At 50.4% G+C, this 18,660-nt stretch carries 6 protein-coding genes; 2 read left to right on the forward strand and 4 right to left on the reverse strand.

Going from position 1 to position 18,660, the window contains the following annotated elements; all coding sequences use genetic code 11:
• Positions 1–25 precede the first annotated feature (25 nt).
• Positions 26–1,972: a [Fe-Fe] hydrogenase large subunit C-terminal domain-containing protein gene (locus H1S01_RS21925; RefSeq protein ID WP_188039798.1), complete on the reverse strand. Its 1,947-nt coding sequence runs from the start codon at positions 1,970–1,972 to the stop codon at positions 26–28.
• Positions 1,973–2,354: 382 nt separating this feature from the next.
• On the opposite strand from H1S01_RS21925, the gene H1S01_RS08920 reads away from it, so the two are divergent.
• Both H1S01_RS08920 and H1S01_RS08925 read left to right on the forward strand, forming a co-directional pair.
• Positions 2,355–3,164 carry an MBL fold metallo-hydrolase gene (locus tag H1S01_RS08920; RefSeq protein ID WP_243237164.1) on the forward strand — a complete coding sequence of 270 codons (810 nt, stop codon included), beginning with the start codon at positions 2,355–2,357 and terminating at the stop codon, positions 3,162–3,164.
• Between the two features lie 22 nt (positions 3,165–3,186).
• Entirely contained in the window at positions 3,187–4,347 is a 1,161-nt protein-coding gene (locus tag H1S01_RS08925) for an ATP-grasp domain-containing protein (RefSeq protein ID WP_188039800.1), read from the forward strand.
• Positions 4,348–4,444: 97 nt separating this feature from the next.
• Here H1S01_RS08925 and yhbH read toward each other — a convergent pair whose 3' ends face one another.
• The 3 genes from yhbH to H1S01_RS08940 all read right to left on the reverse strand — a co-directional run bounded on the left by yhbH (position 4,445) and on the right by H1S01_RS08940 (position 18,521).
• The gene (yhbH, locus tag H1S01_RS08930) at positions 4,445–5,590 is read right to left on the reverse strand and encodes a sporulation protein YhbH (protein WP_188039801.1); all 1,146 of its coding nucleotides are present in this window, start codon (positions 5,588–5,590) and stop codon (positions 4,445–4,447) included.
• Positions 5,591–5,602: 12 nt separating this feature from the next.
• Positions 5,603–7,498, reverse strand: a complete 1,896-nt coding sequence (locus H1S01_RS08935; protein WP_188039802.1) for a PrkA family serine protein kinase — start codon at positions 7,496–7,498, stop codon at positions 5,603–5,605.
• A 301-nt stretch (positions 7,499–7,799) separates the two neighbouring features.
• Complete coding sequence (locus H1S01_RS08940) at positions 7,800–18,521, reverse strand: tandem-95 repeat protein (protein WP_188039803.1); 10,722 nt, start codon at positions 18,519–18,521, stop codon at positions 7,800–7,802.
• Between the last annotated feature and the right edge of the window lie 139 nt (positions 18,522–18,660).

The raw sequence follows: 18,660 nt of genomic DNA on the forward strand, positions 1-18,660 counted from the left end.
AGTAAGCGGCCTTTCGGTTTGTGTTTTAATGTGTTAGATTAGCTTCTTCATTTTTCAACTTTTTCGCTTCGTTCACCAACTCGGCCGATTGCCGTTTAAGAATCTCCGCTGTCGATTCGATGGAATGGCTGATTTTTTGCGATACGTCCAATACGTGTCCCGTTTTTTCATCTAATGTTTCTGACTGATTGGCAATAGCCATGATAAATTCACGGATACGCTCCGTTCCCGACGAAGACTGACCCGCTAATTTTTTGACTTCCTCAGCTACGACAGCGAATCCCCGCCCACTCTCACCGGCACGGGCTGCTTCGATAGCGGCATTGAGCGCCAACAAGTTCGTTTGAGAGGCGATGTTTTGGATTTCGTCGACGATAGCTTCGGAGTTCTTCGTCAGATCTCGTATCCTGCCGGAATCAGAGGTCAACCGGGACATCTCGCCCACCATTTCCTCGGCACCGGATATGATCGTCTGAAAACTGTGAGACAAATCTTCGTTGGTCGTACCGATTTGGGCTACCGTTTCGGCCACTTGCCGATTCAACTCAATGAGACGATCGTAGGTTTGTTGTACACGGTTCCGCTCTTCCTGGTTAAGCTTGGCCAGATTTTCCGCTTTTTCTGCCTGTTCGGTCATCTGATCCAAGTGTCTTTCCGACTCTTTTAAAAGGTAATACTTACAACTTTGGATGCGATTTTTTCCGTCAAAGATCGCTTGAACCATCGACCGGCAATTGCCATAGCCACAGCTTTGGCAGTTGATGTTTCGCTCCGCCTCGGATACCTTATGAAGTTCCAACCAAATCTGTTCCTCGTCCACTCTCGACATGGTTCTCGATGAATTAAATGAAGATTTATCGCTGTACTTGCGGGAAAAATCCAGTCCTTTTTGAGACAACTCGTCATAGACCTTTTGCAAAGGATCTTTTCCCTTACTGAATAAGCTTTTGTTCTGTTTATATTTTTCTATCTGCGCCGCTTTGCGTTCTTCCATGATGCAGTCCACTTGGTACCGGCTCAAGTCGTGAGTGGTGCCGGGACCGACGTTACACCCGTGAAGACAATTGAGAATATCCACTAGAACAGGTGCCTTACCGCGCCGAATATCTGCTTTCAATTGGGGAATGTATTCCGTATACACCTCGTCGGCTCCTTCTACACGAGGTACGTCCGCTTTACGAACCGGTACCCCAAACCGGTTAAAAGTCTCTGTCAATCCCCCCGGTTGGGAATAGACAACCGCCCGTTCCGCCTCTGGTGTATCAAAGGTGGATGTTCCTAACTTTCGAAGGTCGATGCCCTTTTCGGCAAAGTATTTGTCTAAGGACGCAAAGGTTATGTTATATGAGATAGCCCCTTTGGTGTTCGGGTCATGAAATTCGCGCCGTTTGGCGAAACAAGGACCGACAAAAGCAAGCTTCAAATGGCGATAATCGGACTGATTCTTGATCCATATGGCCGCATCTAAGGCGGGTGAATGGGTCGGAGCCAGATAGGGAATTAGATCCGGATGATAGGTCTCTATAAAGGTAACGATGGCTGGGCAAGGCTGGGCGATCATGGGGCAGGGACCGCCTTGTTGTAAGGCTTTCAGGTACATATAGGTGGTAATCTCGGCTCCGAAGCTGACATCAAAAACCGCTTTAGCCCCTACCTGCCGGATGGCTGAGATCAACTGGGGTAACAAGTTCGGATAATTGACGGCTGCAGCCGGTGCAAGCAACACGCCTACAGCCTCGCCTTTTTTTATATCTTGCAAAAATTCGGTAAAGTCATCGACTCCTGTACGAGCATGATGACCTTTTTCCCGGCATATACGAATACATTCTCCACAGCCTATACACAAGTCGTCGTTGACAGAGACGGAATTCTCTTCGACGATATTGCACTGTTTTACCGGGCACGCATCCAGACAAGCTAAACAATTCTGGCACTTCTCTACATCAACCTCTACCACTTTAAGCAAGCCCAAGATAATCCTTCCTTCCCTTTTCCTCCACCCGTATTGATATATCCTCCTGCTTCCAAACGTTTCTTTGTCAATCTATTCTTCTCTAATGTATTAATTTCCTGTTACATAATTGCCTTGACGAAAAAGAACTTCTTCACAATTGAAATACACCTTCAGTCAGCAGCCTTACCTTGGTGGTCCTGAAGGTGTACAAGGTTACCGGAAGTTTCTATGCTTCAACGGTAAATTGATGCACATTTCCAGGCTTGTCCGGAGTAGCCATTATTTTTTGAAACCACCAGCGGTTGGCCCGGTTCCCTAGATTTCCGCTGCTTTTAGCTCGAATAGGTTTCTTTCATTTGTATATGCTAAGCATTAAAACCACATGGGGAGGCCCTTTGGGATGAGTGATAGCTCCAGCGTTCAAGTGGTACAGGACGTTTTTTACTTGACCAATATGATGGTGAATATTTGTTTCCTTAAAGATTCTGCCAAGCAAACCGACTGGGTTCTGGTCGATGCGGGTCTGCAAAATGCCGTTGATTCGATTCGTCAGTTTTCCAAAGCTCACTTTGGGAAAGAAATCGCTCCTAAAGCGATCGTGTTGACGCACGGGCACTTTGACCATGTGGGCGCCCTCCCAGAGTTGCTGAAGGATTGGCACGTTCCGGTCTATGCCCATGAGGCGGAACTGCCTTACCTGACAGGCAAATCGGATTACCCACCGCCCGATCCCTCTGTGGGCGGCGGTCTGTTGGCTAGTGTATCTTCCGTCTATCCTCATCAGGGCATCAATTTAGGCGAACGAGTACAGGCTCTACCTGTGGATGGAAGCGTACCCTTTTTGTCAGGATGGCGATGGATTCACACTCCTGGTCACACGCCCGGGCATGTCTCCTTGTTTCGCGAGCAAGATCGCGTTCTCGTCGCCGGTGATGCGTTTACGACAGTCAAGCAAGAATCGGCTTGGGCCGTGCTGACGCAGGACAAAGAGGTTCACGGACCGCCCTCTTACTTTACCACCGACTGGAAGTCCGCTCGAGAATCGGTCAAGAAATTAGAGGCGCTCCAGCCTAGCGTGGTTATCTCTGGGCACGGCCAACCGCTGCAAGGAGAATCTTTGCGAAAACAGCTCGATGCACTTGCCGACGATTTTGCCCATCTCGCCGTTCCACCGCAAGGGCAATATGTTCCCGATCAATGGAAACGGTAAGTCCTTCGGGAGGGTATCGCGCTTGAACATCCTATTTCTGTCTCCCCACTTCCCCCCCAACTATTATCGCTTTTGCCTTCGCCTAAAAGAGCTAGGGGCGACCGTTCTCGCTATTGCTGACGAGCCTTTTGACCGTCTGCGCCCAGAGTTGCGACAGGCCCTAACGGAGTATCGCCAGGTCGAAAATATGGAAGATTATGATCAGCTCATGCGAGCTTGCGGCTATTTTACCTATCGCTATGGGAAAATGGACCGGATTGAATCTTTGAACGAACATTGGCTTGCCGCGGAGGCACGCTTACGCACAGACTTTAATGTTCCCGGGATCAAAAATGAGGATATCGCAAAGATCAAGCGAAAGTCGGAGATGAAAAAAGTCTTTCGTTCCGCCGGCATTCCTGTCGCTCGAGGGGGGATTATTCCCACGATAGAGGAAGCGCGGCAATGGATTGCAAAGTTGGGCTATCCGGTGGTGGTAAAACCGGACATTGGGGTAGGCTCCGCGAAGACTTACCGGTTGGAGTCAGACCGGGACCTGGTACGGTTTTTCTCCGAGAAACCACCCGTCGACTATGTCCTGGAAGAATACATCGGGGGAACGATTCATTCCTTTGACGGGATTACCGCTAAGGACGGCCGGTTGCTTTTCGTCGCTTCTCATGTGTACAGCCAGGGCGTCATGGAAACGGTCAATGAAAACCGGCATGTATCCTTCTACTCGGTGCGGCAGATCCCTGATGACCTGATGGAGTTGGGCCTACGGACACTGCAGGCTTTCGATGTGCGAGAGCGTTTTTTTCATTTTGAATTCTTCCGCACTGGCGATGGTTCCCTGGTCGCGTTAGAGGTAAACATGCGCCCGCCCGGCGGGCTCACCTTAGATATGTTCAACTTTGCCAACGATATCGACATTTATCGCCTCTGGGCTCAGTTGCTCCTGGATCCTTATGTAACCTTTACCTATGAGCGTAAATACTATTGTGCTTATGTAGGCCGCAGGTTAAGCAACACTTATGTGTACTCTCATAAGGAAGTGCTTACGCGTCTAGGAGATCTCCTTTGCCATCATGAGAGGCTTAGCCCCATCTTTCAACTGGCGATGGGCGATTACAGCTATCTTGTCCGTTCCTCTGAATTGGCCGAACTCCGGGAGGCTATCGATGTTATCCTCGCGGTACGTTAGGGCACATACCTTTAAAAAGCGAAGGCCGAAACAGCGTCGAAAAAAACGCCTGTTCGGCCCTTACTTATGCTTTATACGATTTACAGTCAGGTCGTTTTTATTTTGACTCCCCTGTCTCTCTAAAAAAAGTCTTCAGCGCAGAATAGACTTCTGTTTTATCCCGGATGGTTACCGTAGAAAACTTTTCGTTTTGAATCTTTCGGAAGGCGTTCATCAAGGTACTGGAAAAATGAGACCGTACGATTTCCCCATAACCAAACTGGTTCGTTTTATTTAAAAGGTCGTTGACGAGACGTACACACGGTTCATTGTCTGTCGATAGGTTATCGCCATCGGAGAAGTGAAACGCATAGATATTATAATCCTGGGGCGGAAAGCGCTGGTCGATAATATCGTTGGCCAACTGGTAAGCCGATGAGCAGCGTGTTCCGCCTGATTCGCCTTTGGTAAAGAACTCTTCTTCCGTCACTTCCTTGGCTTCCGTGTGGTGGGCGATAAAGACGATTTTTACGGCATGATACTTCGTGCGTAAAAATCGGGTCATCCAGAAGAAAAAGGTGCGGGCAATATACTTTTCAAAGTTACCCATAGAACCAGACGTATCCATCATGGCGAGCACGACGGCGTTGGCATGCCGTTCGTGATGAATCTCCCATGTTTTGAACCGTAAATCATCGGGAAGGACGGGGAAAAAGCCGGGATTGCCACGCATGGCATTGCGCTTATAGGCTTCTATCAGAGTCCGCTTGCGGTCGATATTGCTTTGCAGTCCCTTTTTGCGGATGTCTGTAAACCGATACGATTCGGTCTCCAGTTCCGGTGCGGCTTTCTGCTCCATGTTCGGCAGGCTGAGATCGGAGAAGAGGATAGTTTCGATTTCATCGATATCGACTTCCGCCTCGAAGTAATCGACCCCAGGTTCATTGCCGGCACCGCCTTGACCTTTTCCGGGAGTCGGTTGCAGTTCGCGCCCGAGAACGTCTCCGACTTTACTGTCGCCGTCGCCTTGCCCGATATGCTTTTGTTTGTTGAAGTCGTAACGGATCCGGTACTCTTCCAAGGAACGGATAGGGACTTTTACGGTCTTTTGGCCGTCATTGAGGATCAGCGCTTCTTCACTGATGATCGAGGGAAGGTTTTTCCGAATCGACTCCCGCACTTTTTCCTGGTGCCGGGCCTGATCAATATGGCCTTTCCGGTGGAGGGACCAGTCTTCCCGATTGAGGATAAAGTCGCCCGACAATCGCTCCACCTCCTAGCGGTTGAGGAGGGAACCCGTATACCGCAGTAGCTCGTTCGCACAGACAGGGCAGTAGCCGTGATCTTCGATGAGGCGCGCGGTGACTTCGTTCATCCGCTTCAATTGTTCCGCGTTTGGCGTACGGGCCGATGTGGTGATTTTGACGACGTCCTTTAGATCGGCGAAAAGTTTTTTCTCGATGGCCTCTTTCAGCCGTTCATGGGAGGTGTAGTCGAAGTTTTTACCTTTGCGGGCATAGGTGGACAGGCGGATGAGGATTTCCTCGCGGAAAGCTTTTTTGGCGTTTTCACTGATCCCGATCTGCTCTTCAATGGACCGCATCAGTTTCTCATCAGGATCCATCTCCTCGTCCGTGATGGGATCGCGAAGCTTGACACCGTTGCAGTAGGCTTCCACATTGTCAAGGTAGTTGTTGAGCAGTGTCCGGGCCGATTCTTCGTAGGCGTAAACAAACGCTTTTTGAACTTCTTTTTTCGCGATGTCGTCAAATTCTTTTCGGGAGATGGCGATAAAGTTCATCAGCCGGTCCCGCTCCTCCTTGGTGATGGAGGGATGCTGATCGAGTCCGTCTTTGAGGGCGCGAAGCACGTCGAGTGCATTGATGCAAACTGTATCCTTGCGGATGAAGGCCGAAGATAGGCGGTTGATCACATACCGGGGGTCAACGCCGCTCATTCCTTCGTCGGTCACCTCATTCTGCAGTTCCACCAGGTCCTTTTGCTTAAAGCCCTCCACATCCTCCCCATCATAGAGCCGCATCTTTTTGACAAGGTCCATGCCTTGTTTTTTCGATTCCTTCAATCGCGACAGAACGGAGAAGATCGCTGCTGCCCGCAGGGCATGGGGAGCGATGTGGATGTGTTGAAGATCAGACTGCTTGATGAGCTTTTCGTAAATCCGAACTTCATCACTGACTCGCAGGTTATAAGGGACTCGGACCACGATCATCCGAGAGATGAGCGCTTCATTTTTCTTATTGGAAACGAAAGTTTTATATTCGCTTTCGTTCGTATGGGCACAGATCAGTTCGTCAGCACTGATGAGAGCGAAACGGCCAGCCTTGAAATTGCCTTCTTGGGAGAGAGACAGGAGGTTCCAGAGGAATTTCTCATCGGCTTTGAGCATCTCCTGAAACTCCATAATCCCCCGGTTCGACTTATTCAGTTCGCCATCAAAACGGTATGCTCGCGGATCTGATTCGGAACCGTATTCCGATATGGTGGAGAAGTCGATAGAACCTGTCAAGTCCGCGATATCTTGGCTCTTCGGATCGGAAGGGCTGAAGGTTCCGATACCGATCCGTTTTTCTTCGGAAAAGAAGATTCGCTCCACCGGTACTTCTTCGATGCGACCGGCCCACTCCGTCTCGAGACGCATCTGGCAGTGGGGGCAGAGGTTGCCTTCAATGTAAAGTTTGTTCTCGTTCATAAAGTCTTCCCGCAGTTCCTTGGGGATGAGGTGAAGTGGTTCTTCATGCATCGGACATCCCTTAATGGCATAGACAGCCCCTAGTGCTGTTCGGCTGTACTGTTCCATCCCCCGTTTTAACATCGTTACGATGGTCGATTTCCCCCCGGAGACGGGCCCCATGAGCAACAGGATCCGTTTGCGCACTTCGGTCCGGCGGGCTGAAGAATGGAAGTATTCTTCGACGAGGGTTTCCAAGGTTTTATCCAAACCATAGATCTCATCATCAAAGAATTTGTATCGGCGAATCCCGTTGATCTCCTCCACTCCCTCAGAAACGATCATGTTATATATTCGGGAATGGGCCAGTTGACTGATAAAGGGACGCTCTTTGACCAAAAGCAGATACTCCCGGAAAGTTCCTTCCCAGGCTAACTCTCTTTCCCGCTGACGGTAGTTTTCAAGCTTATGAAAGAAATCCAAAATCATTCCCCCTTGCGAGTAGTCTGAGGGTATGGTGAACATAGGCTTGTCGAAGTGGTTACTTCTACCTTATGCAGGGAGGTGAGGAAGAAACACTGAGGCTGTCCTTTGCTAGAATTTGCTTATTTTTAAGCAAAGAAGCTTTTCTCTCTCAAGACATTATGTATTCAGTTGCATTTTTACTTAAATAAAACGTTTATGCCCCATTGGGTCACAAGATATGATGAAATTCTTTCGCAAAAAAAGAGGTTGTACAAATCGCTTGTACAACCTCTCAATAAACTCTTCTTTCCGTTATCTTCTATCTAGTTTCGGTACCTTTTGAGGACATCGTCTCCGAACCATCGTTATTGCGGGCAAAGTGATGGGTGTGGGCCGCTTCCTCTACCTGCCCAAACGACCAGTGATCCGGTGAAACGTCAGGGAATAAGGCTTCGACTCCTTTTAATGGTCCCCGGCCGAGAAGGTGGTTCACCATAGTCACCGTCTCTTCTCGGGATATCTTGTCATTCGGTTTGAACAGGTTGCCCGGATAGCCATTGATGATATGGTTGCGATAGATTTCTTCGATATCCTTGGCTGCCCAGTGGCCTTCAATATCTTTGAAGTGCAGTTCCAAGGGATTTCGTTTTTCTAACTTCATGAAGTTGGCGATGGCCGCCGATAATTCTGCCCGGGTTATGGCTTCATCAGGATGGAACGTGCCGTTTTCGTATCCTTGGAATAGGTTTTTCGCCGTCGCGGCCATGATGTATTTATACGCCCAGTGCGAATGGTCTACATCGAGGTAGTCGCTTTTCCAAGGTTGATCTCCTGTGCCTGAAATTCTGATGAGCATCGTGGCTACTTCTGCCCGGGTGATATTGCGATAGGGGCCAAAGGATTTATCGGGATAGCCGATGACATAGGGTTCGTGGTGGCCTTCTCCGAAGCGGTTTGTAAACAGCAAGATTCTCAGGGAGGCCCGGCTGTCGGCAGAATCGAGCTTTTGCCCGTCTACCGAGATGGCTGCCTCTTCAGTGATAAACGTCTCCGGCGCAGTCAAGGCACCCTCTTTTACCTTGACCCTGTAGATGATGATCCCCACTTGTCCAGGCTGGATGTCACCGACCTGCCAAGTAATTTTACCGTCTTTCGTGGTGCCGCCGGCAGGGTTATCTACGCTCGTATATCCCGAAACCGAAGCGGTGATCGCCGCCTTATGGATGCTTTCAGTCGAGCCGTTCTTGTAGGAGATGGTGTAAGTGATGGTATCCCCTTCACCGTAGCTCGGGCGATCAGAGGAGTACCAAATGACCAACCCTTGATGGACAGGCGGCTTGGGAGGAAGGACCTCGGCAGGCTCGGTGGCACCGCCGTGGCTTGATGATGCCGGCTCCATCGCAAAGTCATATTTGACAAGGGCCGTTTCAACGGAAATCGTCGGACTGGTAAAGGTCTGATAGCCGTTCTTGGTCGCGACGAGGTAATAATCCGTCCTGGGAAATACCATGAATGCATAGGCACCATTGGCATCGCTATTCTGTGGGTTCGCGTTGTCGCTTGGAGCAAAGCCGGTGATTTCCGGCAGAGGCACCGTCGTACCTGGGGTCCTGCTGTTTGCTCGGTTACGAGGAGTGTCTGCATAATAGAGGACGACATGGGCGCCGGCAATTTTAGCGCCAGTCTTAGCGTCGGTGATCGTTCCATAAGGGTCAATCAGTTCCTCGATAATGGAAATCTGGCCGGCCTTATCGACGACCACTTTGGTCAGTTCTTCCCCGGCAGGGGCATCCGCTTTTTGGTTAAGGATAAGTTCCTGCGTCTGCCCTTTTTCATCGGCGATCTCCATGACCACTTCCAACTGATAAGTTCCTTCGGCTAAGGCATCGGCATAGAAGATATCGACGTTATTTCCGTCTCCCTTCGCCGCCAGCAGGTTCCTCTTTTCACCTTTTCCGTTCAACAGGTAATTCCCATTCGAATCGCGTAAGTAGACCTTCATTTTTTGGCGTAGTTCTGCCGACATTTGTGTCGTAGCCGTGCCATCGGGTTCCTTGGTGATGAGGAGGCCTGTGGCTGTTTTGTTGGACGTATAGACTTCACTTTCGCCGACTTCCCCGTTGACTTGAGCTTTTTGGGTGAAGGTGACGTTCTGCGTCGTGTCTCCAATCAAAACAGGTTTTGTTATCGAGATATCGTAATCTACGCCACCCCTGGGGATGGCAATTCGATATTTCCCGTCGGCCTCAGTGACCTGGGTAAAGGAGAAATCGTTGATGCCGTCGCCTTCAAAGTCTTTGGATACCTTGACGACGGCGCCCTTTACAGGCTCTCCGCTGTTGTTGTCCAGGACGATCCCTGTGATAAAGCCCGGTTCAAAGGTGACAAAGATGCGTTCTGTTCCATAGAGGCCCTTTTCAGTGTTATCGACAGTGACGATGACCGGGATGACTTTCCGGTTGACTCCCTCCAATTTCTCGGAACGGTACGTCTGTTGAGCGATTCCCGCTTCGTTGGTCACAGCGGTCCGTCCGTGGTCAAAAAAGCCTGCCTCCGCACTAAAGGTGACTTCAATTCCCGGTATAGGCTTGCCGAACTTATCTTTGAGGGTTGCCGTCAACTGGGTTTCATCAACACCGTCGGCTTTGATGGATGTCGGGTTGGCCGACAATTGTAAGGTAAACTGAACCAGTTCGAAGTCCTCCGTTACCGTACCGCCGGTGCTGTTCGCAAAGGTGATCGTGCTCGCTCGCCGATTCTCGCTGTAATCGGGGTGGACAACTTCGATGAGGTAGTCGTGCTCGACGAGTTTATCTATCCGGTAACGTCCCTCCCCATCGGATGTTGTTTGGGCGATGACTTTACCGGCTACATCGAGCAACCTCACTTCTGCGTTGCTGATCGCTTTTTGGGTATCCCGATCGTTAACCTGTCCCGTCAAGGTAAGTGTGCCGTCGTGGACGATGATCGTCACATTGGACTGTGCATATTGATGTTTGTCGTTGGAAATCAACACTGTAAACCGATCGTTTCCGATGAAATCATCAGCCGGGGTATAACTCCAACTGCCGTCTTTGTTCACTGTCACCGTGCCATGAGCCGGTTCTGTGAAAAGTGAACAGGTAACCGTGCTGTTGTCTTCATTCCCCGTTGCCACTTTTCCGCTTACGGATGTATTTTTGCGGGTTAAGAGTTGATAGTCTTTGCCAGCCGGCAAGGGCAGAATCGTAAAATTAATCGTTCCTTCACCTTGGCCGCCATTGCCGTCCGAGACGAGTACTTTGACTATGACTTCTTGGGTGACCGTATATCCTTTTTCGGACGTAAATGTCCAGGCACCGCTGTCTTTATCGATGGTAAATGAACCCTTGATGGGTTCCGGTGAACTGAGTTCATAGGTGAGACGGTCACCATCCACATCGGTGGCACTCAACGAGCCCTCGACAGTCAATCCCGAATAGGTGAGGAAGCTTTGATTCTCGACCGTCGGGTTGTCATTTTTCGAAACCACTGTCACCGTAAACGATTTGGAAGCCTTTAGACTTCCGTCGCTCACCGTGATGGTGATGTTCGAGTTTCCATATTGGTTGGCTGCGGGCGCGGCATAAAATGTCCGGTTGGCACCTGAACCGCTTAACTGGATGTTTCCGTCTGGAATAAGGTCCTGATTGCTCGATACCACGGAGAGAGTCAGTGTATTGATGTCGTTATCGACGTCTCCGATGATAAAGGGGAGTTGGCCGGTCGACGTATCTTCGTCAATCGTCTGATCGGCGATTGGGCTGATCGTCGGTCCATCGTTTACCGGATTTACGGTGATAGTGAACGATTGTTCCGTCGTTTCATTTATGCCGCCATAATCGGTTCCGCCGTCATCGATAAGCTTGACGTTTATCGTGGCGGTTCCGGCAGCGTTATCAGCAGGGGTGTATGTTAAGGTACCCTGATCGGAAATGGCCGGTGGTTCACGGAAGAGGGCACTGTTGCTATTGCTGCTGATTACGAAGGAGGCCTTTTGCGTCGCTTCATTGCTGGGACCTGTTGATATGGCAGTGGCCCAGTTCGGGATAGTCTGAGGAGCGGCGTCTTCCTGGACGACCTGGTCGGCTCCCTTCGTAAAGGAAGGCGCATCGTTCACGGCGTTGACCGTAATGGTGAAGGTCCGCGTGGCGGACGTATCAATTCCCCCGTTACTCGTTCCACCATCATCTTTTGCGCGTACCGACACAGTCGCATATCCAAAGGCATCGGGCGCCGTGGTAAAAGATAGAGTTCCATCGGGCGCAATCGCCGGCTGGCTGGTGAATAAAAGAGTACTGTCATTATCGACTTTAAAAGTGAGGGACTGGCTATCCTCGTCTGCCGGACCTTTCGTGATACCGGTCACCCAGCCGGTTATCGTCTGCATTCCCCCGTCTTCGTTGACCGATGGACTAACTCCTAGCGTAAAAGAAGGCGGATCATTTATTGGGGTGATGGTAATGGTAAAGGTTTGTCCCACCGAGGTGTCCGTTCCCCCGTTGGCGGTGCCTCCGTCATCAACTAGCTTTACCGTAACCGTCGCTGTTCCCGATTTGTTTTCCGCCGGGGTATAGGTCAATGTCCCCGTTGGAGTAATGGCCGGTTGAAGGGAAAAGAGGCTATGGTTATCGTTTGTGACAGAGAAGGTGACACTTTGCGCTGATTCGTTCGAAGGACCTGGAGATATAGCCGTTGCCCAGCCCAACAGGGTCTGGAGTCCGGCATCTTCTTTCACTGACTGATTTCCGCCTTTGGTGAAGGACGGGCGATCGTTTACCCCAATGACGGTGATCGTGAAGGTCTGAATGGGGGACTGGTTGATTCCTCCGTTAGCGGTGCCACCGTTATCAGTGAGCTTAATCTCTATCGTTGCCGTTCCCGAGGCGTTGGCAGCAGGTGTAAACGAGAGGGTCCCGTTCGACGAAATAGACGGTGCCGTACTAAACAGGCTCGGATTGGTATTGGAGACTACAGCGAAGGTAAGCGTTTGATTGACTTCATCGACAGGTCCTTTCGATAGATTGCCTGCCCAGTTCGCGATGCTCTGGGGACCGCAGTCTTCGTTCACTGTCGGGTCCGGTCCCTTTGTAAAGGAAGGTGCATCATTGACCGAGTTGACAGTGATCGTAAAGGTTTGTACTGCAGCCGTATCGATGCCTCCATTGGCCGTTCCTCCACTGTCTTTCATGGTAACGGTGACGGTAGCGGTTCCATTGGCATTGTCAGCCGGCCTATAGGTAAGCGTTCCAATTGCAGTAACGGCAGGCTGTTCAGAAAAAAGGCTGTTGTTATTGTTGGTTAGGGTAAATTCGACCGTCTGGTCTGATTCATTCGCCGGCCCTTGAGAGATAGCCGTCGCCCAGTTCTGAATCTCCTGCGTTCCGGCATCTTCGTTCACGGTCTGATTCGGACCTTTGACGAAAGAAGGCTTATCATTGACAGGTGTTACGTACACTTTGAACGTTTCGGTCGTGGTATCGATACCGTCATTTACCGATAAGGTGATCAGGGTTTCACCGTTCTGATCGGGCAACGGTGTGAATCTAACCGTTCGAAAAGCACCGGTTCCGCCAAAAAGCAGTCGCGATGCCGGGATTACGGCAGGATTGCTCGATGTAGCTGTGATCACCAGGCTGCCTGCGTCTTTTTCCAGATCTCCCACGGTAAAGCCGACGATCGTCGGTGTCGCCTTGTCCTCTAAAATCGTTTGGTCGTCGACGGGGCTGATCGTCGGTGGGTCGTTGACGGGGCGTACGATGAAGGAAAACGTCTTGACTGTCGTCTTTTCTCCGTCACTGACCTTGATCGTCACTAGTGTACTTCCGTTTTGGTTGGCTGCCGGTGTCAGTGTGATGCTTTTCTCGGCACCGTTGTCTGTTCTCACAATGTTGCTGTTGGGCAGTAACATCTGATTGCCTGATGTAATCGATAAGGTTAGATTTTCCACCGGTGTTTCCTCGTCACCTATCATAAAGAGAATAGGACCGGTGGCACTGTCTTCGTCGATCGTCGTCACAGGGATATCGGTGATCGTCGGCGGGTCGTTGACGGGGGTTACTACGACGGTAAAGCTACGGGTAGCCGTCAAAAAACCATCGGACACGGTAACGGTGATTTTAGCTGTACCGCTTTGATTGGTTGCAGGCGTCAGAGTGATCTTTCCGTTGGTCCCATTTGTATTTACCTGAATTCCTGCTGCACTGTTCGGTATCAAATCCGGGTTGTCAGAAGTGGCATTGACGACCAAACTATCTACAGAACTATCGATATCGCCAATGGTGAAGGGAATCGCGGAGGTGGGCTTGTCTTCCTCTGTCGACTGGTTCGGAATGTAGCTGATGTAGGGAGCGTCATTGACGGGATTTATGGTGAGGGTGAAGCTTTTTTCGGTAGTTTCAACGCCGTCGTTGACCCCAACGGTTATCGTAACTGTCCCGCTTTGATTTGCTGCTGGTGTTATGGTAAGGGTCCTAGCTTTTCCTTTTCCGCTCACCAGTAGGTTTGCATCGGGCACGATCGCTTGGTTACTAGATGTTGCCATTACGGTCAGGCTGCCCGCATCAAGTTCTACATCGTCCACATTCACCGCTATAGGTCCTGTGGAATGATCTTCATCGATCACCTGATCTTCAATCGGCCCGATGGTCGGTGGGTCATTGACGGGATCGACGGTGATCGTGAAGTTTTTGGTCACCGTCACATGTCCGTCATTGGCGGATACGGTGATCACAGCGACTCCGTTTCTATCAGGGACAGGGGTGAGCGCCAAGGCGATAATAGTCGGATCGTTTTCATCTTTATTCACTGTGATGTTCTCGTCGGGAATCAGCACCTGGTTGCTGGAATAGGCGGATACAGTAAGCCTATCGGGGTTGGTGGTATCTTTCGTATCGGCATCGGTCACGGTGATCGTTTCGTCAGATGCTTTGTCTGGGTCCTCGGCAATGTGAATGGCTTTTGGTCCGTTGATCACTGGTTCATCGTTGACAGGCAACACGGTAACACGGAAAGATCTACTTGCAGTTTCCGTCCCGTTCGGTTCCGTTGTTGCCGTCACCGTGATGTTTACTGGGCCGTTTTTGTCTGGAGCAGGGACTACCTTTACGGCTCGCTTCGTTTTGTCGCCTCCGACCACATCCTGTTGGATCATCCTATCAGGCACGATATCCTGATTATCCGATGTAACAGATACGTTATCCGCATAGGCGCTGTTGACAGTGAAATAAATCAGACCCGTATCTGTATCTTCAAATATCTCTTGGTCCATGATGTGGCTGATGGGTGAAGTTCCTACACCGTTCGGATCTACTGTTACAGTAAAAGTTTCTTCGTCCGAAAGGGAGCCGTCGCTGACTTTCACTGTGATAACTGCTATACCCATCTGGTCCGCAGGCGCTGTTACTTTTACCGTTCTATCTTTTCCGGCTCCGCCAAAGACGACGGTTACACCATCCACACCTGAAATCGTAGAGGATAATTCGAGGCTGTTAGCATCGTTGTCGATATCCCAAACATTGAAGGGTATCTCCGCTGTCGATGTGCCTTGTCCGATTTCCTGGTTGCCGATTACGCCGATCTCTGGAGCATCGTTCACGTTATCAACGACGACATCAAACACGGTTTGGTTCGTTAAAGCTCGATCACTGACGGTCAATGTGATGTGAGCCATACCGTTCTGGTTGGGTAAAGGAGTCACTTGGATCGTCCTGTTTCCCCCAGAACCGCCTAAGATAATATTTTCATTGGGGATAAGCCCGGGATTATCCGATAGGGCTGTAACCTGAAGTTCTGCCGGGTTGTTATCGATATCGCCGATGGTGAAGGTGAAAAGATCGGACGTGCTGTCTTCAGCGACATGTTTCGTCTCTAGGCTCCCGATTTGCGGAGCATCGTTGACGGGGTTGACGGTAACGGTAAAGGCTTTTACGGTCTTCGTTGTTCCATCGTCCACAGCGACGGTAATCTGGGTGCTGCCGTTTTGGTCGGCCAGCGGAGTGATTTTGATAGTCCTGGCTTTTTCGCTGCCACCCAGTTCGATGTTTTCCTTCGGTACCAAATAAGGATTGCTCGATTCGGCGGTAACAACGAGTTCACTAGGTGACGTCTCCGTATCGTCGATGCTTATGGGAAGCGGTCCGATGATCGTGTCTTCGGCGATACTCAGACTACCCGGTATAATCAGCACTGGTGGATCGTTTACGGCACGGACGGTAACTGTAAAAGCAGTCGTTTTTTTGCCGCCGTCTTCATCTTCGACAGTGACGGTGACATTAGCGCTGCCCGATTGATCCGCGGCCGGACGCAGGGAGATGGTTCTGTTCCCTTCACTGCCGCCGAGGCTGATATTACTCTCGGGAAAAAGAGTCGCGTTGTCGACAACTGCCGTAACTTTTAACTTGTCGAGGGCCGTCTCCTTGTCATATACGGCAAAGGGAATGGTTCCTGTTGCTCCATCTTCGTCGACAGTCTGATTCAATATGGAGGTGATGGTCGGCTCGTCGTTCACGGAATCCACTGTCACCGTAAACGTCTTAGATACCGTTTTCTGTTCATCACTTACAGTGACGGTTATTTGGGCGGTGCCGTATTTATCGGCAACGGGATGCATCAACAATGTTCTCGTTTTTCCGGCTCCGCCGATGACAAGCCCTGTATTGGGAAGTAAATCCTGATTGGTCGATTGGGCGGTGATACTGAGCAGGGATGTATTATTGTCGACATCATCGACGGTAAAAGTCACTTGGATTTCTTCCGTGTCTTCATTGACCCTTTGGTCGCCGATCTCGCTAAGGGTGGGCGGATCGTTTACCGGTGTAATGGAAATCAGGAAAGATTGTTCCTCCGAGCTGTTTACCCCACCGTTATCTAACCCGCCATCATCGGTGATCTGTACTTTCACAAGGGCTATGCCGTTTGCGTCGGCCTTCGGTGTGTAGGTAAGGGTTCCCTCTGGAGAAATCTGAGGCTGCACACTGAACAAGTCATTGCTATCGTTGGTTACCAGAAAGGACATCTTTTGTGCCGCTTCATCAGCCGGTCCGGCTGAGATGCCTGTGGCCCAGCCGGGGATGGTCTGCGCTCCTGCATCTTCGACCACTTCTTGATTTGTCCCCTTGATAAAGGAAGGGGCGTCATTGACAGCATTTACGGTAATCATGAAAGTTTGTTCGGTAGAGTCTACTCCGCCGTTCGCCGTACCGCCGTTATCGGTTAATTTAACGGTTACATGAGCAAGACCATTTTGGTCGGGTGCGAGGGTGTATGTAAGGATTCCGTTCAAGGCGATAGCTGGTTGCACCGTAAATAATGCCTTGTTATCGTTGGTAACGTCGAAGGACAGCGTCTGCCCGTTTTCATCGGCGGGTCCTTTCGATATACCCGTCGCCCAGTTGTTTACGGTGTGTGCTCCCGAGTCTTCCAAGACGTTTTCATCGGATCCCTTGATAAAGGAAGGCCCGTCGTTAACGGCGTTCACCGTAATCGTAAAGGACTGGGACGCCGACGTATCCACCCCGCCGTTACCGGCCCCCCCGTTGTCATTCAAGATGACCGTTACCGTCGCGGTACCGTTCGCATTCGGAGCCGGTGTATAGGAGAGAGTTCCGTTCGGAGAGATGGCTGGTGGGGCACTGAAGAGGGCGTTGTTATTGTTTGTAACCGTAAAGGAAAGAGTTTGATCGGATTCGTTAGCCGGACCACTCGATATAGCCGTCGCCCAACCAGCGATCGTTTGGGGTCCATCGTCCTCAAGAATCGATTGGTCCGATCCTTTTAAAAAGGAAGGAGGATCATTAACCGATTGAATGGTCACATTGACGGTGATCGTGTCCAAGCCGCCGTTTCCATCGCTAACTTGAACATCAAAGCTATCGGCTCCGTTTTCATCCTTCTTTGGGCTGAAGCTCACGGCGCCATTTGTCACTGCGGCTGTGCCGAGTTTGGCTTGCTTGCTGATGCTCCATAGCAGGGTGTCCTCATCGGCATCAGCTGCATGTATGACTAACTCTGCTGCATTTCCGTCTTCGACTAGGTTCATCGAAGCTGATTTTTCTTGGATCACCGGGGGATGGTTTCCCTTTATCCCCAACCACTCGGAGCACACCGTAGTTTTCTCAGTTGCCGGAGTACCTTCTCCATTATCCTCAGCAGTTACCTTGACCCGTATGTATCTATTCGAGTCAGCGGTATCCGGACTGTAGCTTGCGCCTGTAGCGCCTGCGATATCTATCGCGTCGCTTCCATCGGCATTAGCCGCTCGTTGCCATTGATAGGTGTAACTGATTTGGCCCGGATTTATGTCCAAATCGTCGTTCCATGTTCCGTTATTTACCGAGAGTGTCTGTCCAACCTTCGGCTCACCCGAGATGGTTGGCTCGGCTGTATTTACGGGTGGATCGTTGATGGGATTGATAGTTAGGTTCACCGATAAGGTATCGGTTTCTCCAGAGGTATTGCTGACCTGAACGGTAAAACTATCGGTTCCGTTGTAATTCCCATTCGGGCTGTACGTTACGGTCGCACTGTTTCCGCTGCCAGTGATCGCGGCGTTTCCATGACTGGCTTTCGTGGTCGTCCAAGTTAGGTCGTCCGTCCCCGTATAGTTCGCTGTTACTGTGAAGTTGATTGAATGATCCTCATCTATGGTGATGTTCTTCTGATCACCATCATTGATCTCGGGTACCGAATTACCTGTTCCACTTGTCGCTGGTTGTGTCGGCTGAACTGAAGGGGAGGCTTGTACCGTCCCGCTTCCCTCAGATTGGTAGACCGCCTCGGTTACAGTTTCCTTTGGCGGACTTTCTTCAGGGGTACCGCTGCTAGTTTGTCCACTTTCACTGGTAGTAGGACTCACGACAGGATTCGTCTGTACAACCTCATCGACGCTGACAGGTTCGCTGGCGTTTGCTCCCGTAATCGTCTTGCAGGGACCCAAAGTGATTTGCACAATAAGGAAGATCACAAGCAAGAACGAAAAATACTTCTTGCTCCCCTTACCTCGCCTTCCCACGTTTACTACCATGTTTACAACCACTTCCGTTCATTATCTTTTCGTATACTTTTACCATTAAGTTCAATGTTAGAGACAGATTCCAAAGACCCTAATTTTTGTACAACCGCCAAAAGGGATTACTCATGAACAATAGAAATGAGATTCCGAC

This window comes from Heliobacterium chlorum, assembly GCF_014502795.1.
Classification (GTDB): domain Bacteria; phylum Bacillota; class Desulfitobacteriia; order Heliobacteriales; family Heliobacteriaceae; genus Heliobacterium; species Heliobacterium chlorum.

What these genes read in the sequence shown, in the direction of transcription:
- H1S01_RS08940 (WP_188039803.1), bottom strand. Translation starts at nt 18,521, where the DNA reads ATGGTAGTAAACGTGGGAAGGCGAGGTAAGGGGAGCAAGAAGTATTTT.
- H1S01_RS08920 (WP_243237164.1), top strand. Translation starts at nt 2,355, where the DNA reads ATGAGTGATAGCTCCAGCGTTCAAGTGGTACAGGACGTTTTTTACTTG.